7 protein-coding genes are annotated in these 8,547 nt (G+C 50.3%); all 7 read right to left on the reverse strand.

The window, feature by feature from the left end:
• Position 1: 1 nt before the first annotated feature.
• The 7 genes from ACI4N7_RS05430 to glmU all read right to left on the reverse strand — a co-directional run bounded on the left by ACI4N7_RS05430 (position 2) and on the right by glmU (position 8,362).
• Positions 2-904, reverse strand: a complete 903-nt coding sequence (locus ACI4N7_RS05430) for a LysR family transcriptional regulator (RefSeq protein WP_439732350.1) — start codon at positions 902-904, stop codon at positions 2-4.
• 166 nt (positions 905-1,070) lie between these two features.
• Positions 1,071-2,132 (reverse strand): tryptophan--tRNA ligase, encoded by a 1,062-nt coding sequence (trpS, locus tag ACI4N7_RS05435; RefSeq protein ID WP_439732351.1) that lies wholly within the window; start codon positions 2,130-2,132, stop codon positions 1,071-1,073.
• A gap of 188 nt (positions 2,133-2,320) precedes the next feature.
• Positions 2,321-4,147: a glutamine--fructose-6-phosphate transaminase (isomerizing) gene (gene glmS, locus ACI4N7_RS05440; protein ID WP_439732352.1), complete on the reverse strand. Its 1,827-nt coding sequence runs from the start codon at positions 4,145-4,147 to the stop codon at positions 2,321-2,323.
• A 337-nt stretch (positions 4,148-4,484) separates the two neighbouring features.
• The gene (locus ACI4N7_RS05445; protein ID WP_439732353.1) at positions 4,485-5,168 is read right to left on the reverse strand and encodes a dTMP kinase; all 684 of its coding nucleotides are present in this window, start codon (positions 5,166-5,168) and stop codon (positions 4,485-4,487) included.
• An 84-nt stretch (positions 5,169-5,252) separates the two neighbouring features.
• The gene (gene pth / locus ACI4N7_RS05450) at positions 5,253-5,825 is read right to left on the reverse strand and encodes an aminoacyl-tRNA hydrolase (protein WP_439732354.1); all 573 of its coding nucleotides are present in this window, start codon (positions 5,823-5,825) and stop codon (positions 5,253-5,255) included.
• Positions 5,825-6,778, reverse strand: coding sequence for a ribose-phosphate diphosphokinase (locus tag ACI4N7_RS05455; RefSeq protein ID WP_439732355.1), 954 nt, complete (start codon positions 6,776-6,778; stop codon positions 5,825-5,827). Before ACI4N7_RS05455 ends, pth begins: the two co-directional genes overlap by 1 nt.
• 207 nt (positions 6,779-6,985) lie before the next feature.
• Positions 6,986-8,362: a bifunctional UDP-N-acetylglucosamine diphosphorylase/glucosamine-1-phosphate N-acetyltransferase GlmU gene (gene glmU, locus ACI4N7_RS05460; RefSeq protein WP_439732356.1), complete on the reverse strand. Its 1,377-nt coding sequence runs from the start codon at positions 8,360-8,362 to the stop codon at positions 6,986-6,988.
• Positions 8,363-8,547: the final 185 nt, after the last annotated feature.

Raw genomic sequence — 8,547 nt, forward strand, 5'->3', positions numbered from 1 at the left:
CTCATCCCCGGGAGCTGCTGTTTTCCTCCAGCACTTCGCAGATCAGCTTCATGGCCGGGCTCATCCATTTATTTTCCCGATAGCCGAAAAAGCCCTCTATAGGCGGGAAAGAGCGGTCTGTTTCCAGCTCTTCCAGTTCACCCCGCTCCAGCTCTTCCTGCACCACAAACTGCGGCAGGAAGCAGATGCCCACATCATTGATGGCCAGATTCTTGATGGTCTGGGTGCTGCGAAGTTCAATGCAGTTGCCAAGGGAAATATTTTTCTTTTCCATGTACGCATCAAACATGCGGCGCAGGGATCCTTTCGGCGGCTGCACAATGGCGGACAGAAGGGGATAATGCTGGTCGCCGGTAATGAAATCATTGTACTTCTGTTTCACCCGGGGCGAAGCATAGAAGCTTAAAGGAAAGCTTCCCAGATTTTTTCTGGCCACGCCAAGACCGGGCCCGTAATCCGGTGTCGCATAAAAAAGGCCGATGTCAATATCATCGTTTTTCAGGGCAGCCAGCGTATTACCGCTGTTCATGGACTGGAGAAGAAGATGGACATGAGGCGCCCGGGCATGGAAGGCCTTCAGTCGATAGGGAAGATAAAAGCAGAGAAGAGACTCCGGAGCGCCGATCCGCAGATCTCCTGTACACTCCGTCAGATCGGTCTGGAAGTTATTCATCTTGTTTACCGACTGGATAACCTCCTCCACGTAGGGCACCAGCTCCTCCCCCGCTTTTGTCAGCACCATCCGCCGTCCTACCTTTTCAAAAAGCTTCACATGGAGATCCTTCTCCAGCTGCCCGATATGAAAGGTAATGGTGGACTGGGTGTAGCTCAGCCGCTTTGCCGCCTTGGAAAAACTGCCTTCATCCACAATCGTTTTAAATGTATTCAATATCTTTAAGTCCATAATGCCCCTTCTCCGTATTTTATAAGAAATCCATCATGCTTCCCTTTATTATAATAGAAAAACTGTTAATGATAAATAGTAAGCCCATGTACCGGTATCTCCGTAAGCAAAGCAGGCACGCAAAAAGGTGAAGGCGTAAAGCCTTCACCTTTTTTGTTCCGGTCAATTATTTCAGAAGATTTCCGTCTTCAAAGTAATTGATTCTCATGGCTTTTCTTACGTTCTGCAGTGTTTCATCTGCTTTGGCGGCTGCTTTTTCCGTGCCTGCCTTGAGGATGTCTACCACGTCGGGCAGGTGCTTCTCCCACTGCATACGGCGTTCGCGGATAGGAGCCAGTTCTGCCTGCATGACTTTGTTGAGGAACCGTTTGACTTTTACATCGCCCAGTCCGCCTCTGGTATAGTGGGCTTTCATTTCATCCAGGTTCTGGTATTCAGGCAGGAATTCTGCAAAGTATTCATCCTTGCAGAAAGCGTCCAGGTAGGTGAAAACAGGGTTTCCTTCCACGTGGCCGGGGTCGTCTTTGCGAAGGTGGGTGGGATCGGTATACATGGACATGATTTTCTTTTCAATGTCTTCCGGTTTTTCGCAGAGGTAAATGCAGTTGCCGATGGATTTGCTCATTTTGGCTTTGCCGTCGGTGCCGGGAAGACGGAGGCTTGCTTTGTTGGAAGCAAGAACGATTTCCGGTTCTACCAGGGTTTCGCCATAGATTTCATTGAATTTACGGACAATTTCACGGGTCTGTTCCAGCATGGGTTCCTGGTCTTCCCCTACGGGGACAGTGGTGGCCATGAAGGCGGTAATGTCGGCTGCCTGGCTGACAGGATAGCAGAGGAATCCGGCAGGAATGCTGGCTTCAAAATGCTTCTGCTGGATTTCCGCTTTGACGGTAGGATTCCTTTCCAGTCTGGATACGGTGACCAGATTCATGTAGTACATGGTCAGTTCCGGCAGGGCCGGTACAAGAGACTGGATAAAAATGCAGGATTTTTCCGGGTCAATGCCTACGGACAGATAGTCCAAAGCAACCTGGAGTACGTTTTTCCGTACTTTTTCCGGATTGTCCGCATTGTCGGTGAGAGCCTGGGCATCGGCGATTTCAATGTATACTTCGTCGAAGGTGCCGGAATTCTGGAGGGCTACCCGTTCACGAAGGGATCCCACGTAGTGGCCTACATGGAGATGTCCTGTGGGACGGTCGCCGGTTAAAATGATTTTCTTCATATGATACAACTCCTATCCATTAATGCACGCTGTCTTTATTCTATGCTTAAAAGCCGCTTTCCGCAACCGGGAAGGGAAGAAAGGATAGATGAAAGGAAATGGTGATCTGCAGGATGTGCTGCTTCGTCATTTCATTAAGAAAAAGGCACAGGCCCCATGCTGGACGGCCTGTGCCGGACACGTATGAATTATTCCACCGTAACAGATTTAGCCAGGTTGCGCGGCTTATCCACGTCATTTCCTCTCTTCACGCTGGTATAGTAGGCAAGAAGCTGCATGGGAATGACAGAAAGAATGGGGGCAATAAAGAAATCTACTCTCGGAATGAGAACGGTTTCCGTGGTGTACTTGCCCAGTTCCTTGTCATCATCATAGCCGATGCCCAGCACTTCTGCGCCCCGGGCTTTGACTTCCTGGATATTGCTGTACATTTTTGCGCTGACAGAATCCTGGGTTGCTACCGCAATGACCGGGGTATCCTGGGTAATGAGAGCCAGAGTGCCGTGCTTCAGTTCGCCGGCTGCATAGGCTTCTGCATGAATGTAGGAAACTTCTTTCAGTTTCAGAGCACCTTCCATGGCAATAGCATAGTCGATGGAACGGCCCAGGTAGAAAATATCATGAGCTTTGATAAGGCGGTCTGCTACATGGGCCATATGGTCCTTTTCCTTCAGCACCTTTTCAATCTGGGACGGAAGATCCCGCAGTCCGTCGGTAATCTTGTGAATCAGTTCCGGAGAAATGGTTTCCCGGAGCTGTCCCATGTAAAGGGCCAGAAGGAGCAGTGCCACCAGCTGGGTGGTATAGGCTTTGGTAGAAGCCACTGCGATTTCCGGGCCTGCCAGGGTGTAAACCACATGGTCTGCTTCCCGGGCAATGGAGGAGCCGATGGAGTTGGTCACAGCCAGGCTCTTGGCACCATGGCGTTTGGCTTCCTTCAGTGCTTCCAGGGTATCGATGGTTTCCCCGGACTGACTCACCACAATGCACAGGGTATGGCTGGTGGTGAGAGGCTTGCTGTAACGGTATTCCGAAGCGATTTCGACGGAAACCGGAATCTTCACAAACCGTTCGATATAATGCTTGGCCACGAGACCTGCATGATAGGCAGTGCCGCAGGCGGTGATGAGGATGTTGTCAATGCCGTCAAAGCATTCCTTTGTCCAGCCCAGGTCAGGGAAAGTTACGGAGCCGTCTTTGTTCAGGTGGATCTGTACCGTATCACGGACAGCCTTCGGCTGTTCGAAAATTTCCTTCAGCATGAAGTGCGGATAGCCGCCCTTTTCTGCTGCTTCTGCGGACCAGGTAACCTTCTGGACTTCCTTCTGCAGAGGCTTTCCGTCTTTGTCATAGACAGCCACGCCGTCTTTCTTCACCACTGCCAGTTCTTCATCATTCAGGATATAGATGTCCCTGGTATGGTTGATGACGGCAGGAATATCTGAAGCGATGAAATTTTCACCCTTGCCCAGTCCGATGATGAGAGGATTGTTCTTCTTCGTGCAGATAATGGTATCCGGGCAGGCTGCATCCAAAATCACCAGGCTGTAGGAGCCTTCGATAACCGCCAGCATTTTGCGGACCGTGGAAAGGAAATCGCCGTCATCCAGTTCTTCCAGCAGATGCGCTACAATTTCCGTATCCGTTTCAGACTTGAAAACATGGCCTTTGGCAGCCAGTTCCTTTTTCAGTGTCAGATAGTTTTCAATAATGCCGTTATGAACAACCACAAAATGGTTGTGGCAGTCTCCATGGGGATGGGCGTTCCTGTCGGAAGGCTTGCCATGGGTAGCCCAGCGGGTATGGCCAATGCCGATATGGCCCTGAAGAGGATGCTTTTTCAGTTCTTCTTCCAGGTTCACCAGACGGCCCTGCTTCTTTTCAATATTGATTTTTCCGTTCTCATATACCGCAATGCCGGCTGAATCATATCCTCTGTATTCCAGGCGGCGGAGTCCGTCAATCAGAAACTCTGTGGCGTTTCCACTGCCTACATAACCTACGATACCGCACATAAATGGTATTCCTCCTTATATTCTGTTTATCTTGTTTTTATAGGGAAAACTGCATTCACAGCATCAAATAACCAAATAGGGTTATACATACGTTTTATATTATATCACATGAGCCCAGTTTTTTGAAATTTCTGGAAAAGCGCCTCCTGCCGGCGGGCTTCCTTCAGAAAACGGCTGTCCTGAAATGCTGATGGCCGCCTTTCAAAAAAATGACGGAATCAAAAGCAATCAGTGCTCCCCTGAACGACAGAGACGCCGGAACTCTGATTCCGGCGTCTCTGCCATACTATTTGCTATTCATTATACACAGGCCGCGCAGGGGCTGCAATACCCTCCGTCAGGCCTTTTCCTTTCCTGCCAGGAAGGGACGCACTGCCCGTTCCACATCTTTCCCTATGTCCTCAATGCTGCGAAGCCTGCCATCGGAGGCACAGGAAATGGACTTCCAGCCGTACAGGGAAAGCAGCTCCCGGTAGGCATCATGGCATTTTCTCAGATAGTCCAGATGCTGTTCATGAATATCCATGGAGCCGCCCTTTCTAGCCCTTTCCTTCACCAGTTTTTCGGAAATCGCAAGGGGAATGTCCAGCAGGATCACCAGATCCGGCCGGGGAAGCTCCAGCTTTCCGTATTCCGTTTCCTCCAGCCACTGCAGGAAATCCGCCCGTTTCTTCCGATCTTCATACTTGGTCATCTGGTGTACCATGTTGCTGGTGGTATAGCGGTCCGCAATCACAATGCCGCCTTCTTCATAAAAGGATTTCCATTTCATGCGGAAGGAAGCAAAACGGTCCACTGCATAGAAGAGAGAGGCCGCATAGGGATTCACATCGCCGGGATCCTTTCCGAAATCCCCTTTCAGGTACATTTTAACCAGAGCCGAGGAAGGGCTGTCATAGTCGGGAAAGGAAATATGCATTACCTGTCTGCCTTCCACCTTCAGTTTTGTCTCCAGCAGGGAAGCCTGGGTTTCCTTACCGCTGCCGTCGATGCCTTCCAGTACAATTAAAGTTCCTTTCATATCTTCTCCTTCCGGAAAAAGCAGGATGCATGGCCGGAGAAACGCTTTCGAAAAGAGGCAGTTTCTTTCGAAACTGCCTCTCCTTTATCCCCTTCGTCTGGGATTGAAAGCATTCATGGCATGATCCACGCCATCCTTCAACGCAGCCTCAATGGAGTCTGCCGTATGAATCTTTGCTTCTTCTATTTTTTCAATATCCTCTCCGTAGGGACGGGACAATACATGCTCCACCACCGTATGGCCGTCCTTGGGATGGCCTACGCCGATACGGAAACGGTTGAAATTTTCACTGCCCAGATGGGCAATGAGAGATTTAATGCCGTTATGACCGCCGGAAGCGCCTTTTTTCCGGATCCGTGTCTTTCCCGGCGGCAGATCCAGGTCATCGCAGACCACATAAATATCATCCAGATCCACCTTGTAGTACCGGGCAATGGCGCCTACCGCTTCTCCGCTGTTGTTCATATAGGTCAGGGGCTTCACCAGAAGCACCTTTTCCCCATTCACCACAGTCTGGCCGATCTCTGCCTTCATGTCTTCCTTCCAGGCCGTGACATGCCAGCGGCGGGCCAGTTCGTCGATTACATCAAAGCCCATATTGTGGCGGGTATGTTCATACTCCTGCCCCGGATTTCCAAGTCCTGCAATAATCTTCATTATTTATCGAAGAGCTGGCTTACGGAAGCATCGTGGAAAATACGGAGGATTGCTTCGCCCAGAAGCGGAGCGATGGAAAGGACAGTGAGCTTGTCCTGGATCTTTTCTTTCGGGATAGGCAGGGAATTGGTAACGATCAGTTCCTTGATGTTGGAATTTTTGATTCTTTCGGTAGCCGGATCGGTGAGTACAGGATGGCATACAGCAGCATATACGTCTCTTGCACCATATTCAGCCAGCGCCTTGGCCCCTTCGCAGAGGGAACCGGCAGTATCTACGATATCATCGACGATGAAGCAGTTTCTGTCCTTTACATCACCGATAATGTTCATAACCTTGGCTACGCCCGGTTCCGGACGGCGTTTTTCAATAATAGCAATAGGAGCTCCTACCCGGTCTGCCAGTTCGCGGGCACGGGTGACACCGCCCAGGTCCGGGGAAACGATGGTGAGGTTTTCCAGGTTCTTGGACTTTACATAGTCGGCCAGAAGAGAAGCAGACATGAGGTGATCCACCGGTACGTCGAAGAATCCCTGAATCTGTCCTGCATGAAGATCCATGGTCACTACTCTGGTTACACCGGCAGTGGACATGAGGTCAGCCACCAGCTTGGCACTGATCGGTTCACGGCCCCGGGTCTTTCTGTCCTGACGGGCATATCCGTAATAAGGAACCACTACAGTAATATGACGGGCAGAAGCTCTCTTCAGTGCATCTACCATGATGAGCATTTCCATAAGGTTATCATTTACCGGTGCGCCGGTAGGCTGAATAATGAAGCAGTCCTTGCCACGGACACTTTCATTAATCATGACCTGAATTTCGCCATTATTAAACCGTCCGCAGATGGCTTTTCCCAGCGGCACTCCGATATAATCAGAAATTTCCTTAGCCAGTGCCGGATGTGCGGTACCTGTAAAAATCTTCAATTTAGAAGTGTCTTCCATGTCCATTTTGCTGCCTCTCCCTTTCCTTTCAAATGTGAAAGTCCTAAAAGTTTTCCATGGAACAGCGGATCTTTACGCCAACAACCTTTCCCATCCACTATCTCATAGTTTTATTATATACCAGTTAACAGGTAAAATAACAGTAAAAAGATGATTTATTTCATCAAAAAAGAAAATGAAAATCTGTGAAATCCTATATGAACCCTGCCCTTTTCAGTCCTTGTAAGTATCCTCTTTTACCCAGCCTTCAATATTGGTCTGACGGGCTCTTCCTACCGCCAGTGCCTTGGCCGGTACATCCTTTGTAATGGTAGAGCCGGCAGCGGTGAAAGCCCTTTCACCCACATGCACCGGAGCCACCAGATTCGTATTGCAGCCGATAAAGGCATGTTCATCCACCCGGCAGCGATGCTTTTCCTTGCCGTCGAAATTGACAGTCACCGTGCCGCAGCCGAAATTCACATTCTTTCCCAGATCAGAATCACCGCAGTAAATCAGGTGAGGCAGCTTTGTGCCGTCATCTACGGTAGAATTCTTAACCTCTACGAAATTGCCGATCTTGATATGGTCATGAAGCACCGTATCGGGACGGAGATGAACGAAAGGTCCGATTTCATCAAAGTTTCCAATCGTGCATTCATGGGCGTATACCCGGTTCAGATGGGTACCCTCTCCTACAGTCACATTGGTGAGCTGGGTATCAGGTCCGATGATGCAGTCCTTTCCGATCACCGTCTTTCCCTGAAGAATGGTGCCAGGGTACAGAACCGTATCCTGTCCCACCTCTACATCCTGCTCGATGTAGGTATTTTCCGGATTGATAATGCTTACGCCCTGCGCCATGAGCTCCTCTGCCTTGCGGAGACGGAGCACCCGGTCTGCCGCTGCCAGCTGGATGCGGGAATTGACTCCCATGGTCTCATCTGCATCATCTGCAGCCACCGGAATGACCTTCTGTCCTTCACGGATCATGATTTCAAAAACATCGGTCAGATAATATTCGCCCTGGGCATTTTTGTTGTCGATCTTCTGCAGCGCATCCAGAAGCGGGCCTGCCTTGAATACATAGGTGCCCGTATTGATTTCATGCACCGCAAGCTCTTCCGGCGTACCGTCCTTCTGCTCCACAATGGAAGTCATCTGTCCCTTCTCATCCCGAAGCACCCGGCCATAGCCGAAGGGATCATCCAGCACCGCCGTCAAAACAGCAGCGGAAGCCTCCTCCTTCCGGCAGGTCTCTGCCAGGGAAGCGATGGTCTCACTCCGAAGAAGCGGCGTATCTCCGCAGATGACAAGCACATAACCGTCACGGTCCGTCAGAAGAGGCGCCCCCTGCATCACTGCATGACCGGTGCCGAGCTGCTCCGCCTGATGGACGAAATCCACATCCTGTCCGGCAAGATCCTTCCGCACCAGATCTTCCTTAAATCCTGTAATCACCACGCACTTTGTAAAACCGGCCTGCCGTACCACCCGGATCACCTGCTCCACCATAGGCACACCGCACACACGGTGAAGAACCTTCGGCAAAGCGGACTTCATGCGAGTCCCCTGTCCGGCAGCCAGAATCAGGGCTGTTAAATCTGCCATTTTTCCTCCTGCTGCAACCACTTTTTTCTAAAACTCTATATCACGGATATCATTGTCATGTAAGTAAAACCCGTAGCTTTTATTGTAGCAAATGAGAATGGCGATGGCAAGGCAAATTAGTGCGCTGGTGAGCTGATGAGCCGGTAGAAATCACCCACGTCCTGCAGGATTCTTCACTGCCTGAA

The organism is Dialister sp. (assembly GCF_051885895.1).
Classification (GTDB): domain Bacteria; phylum Bacillota; class Negativicutes; order Veillonellales; family Dialisteraceae; genus Dialister.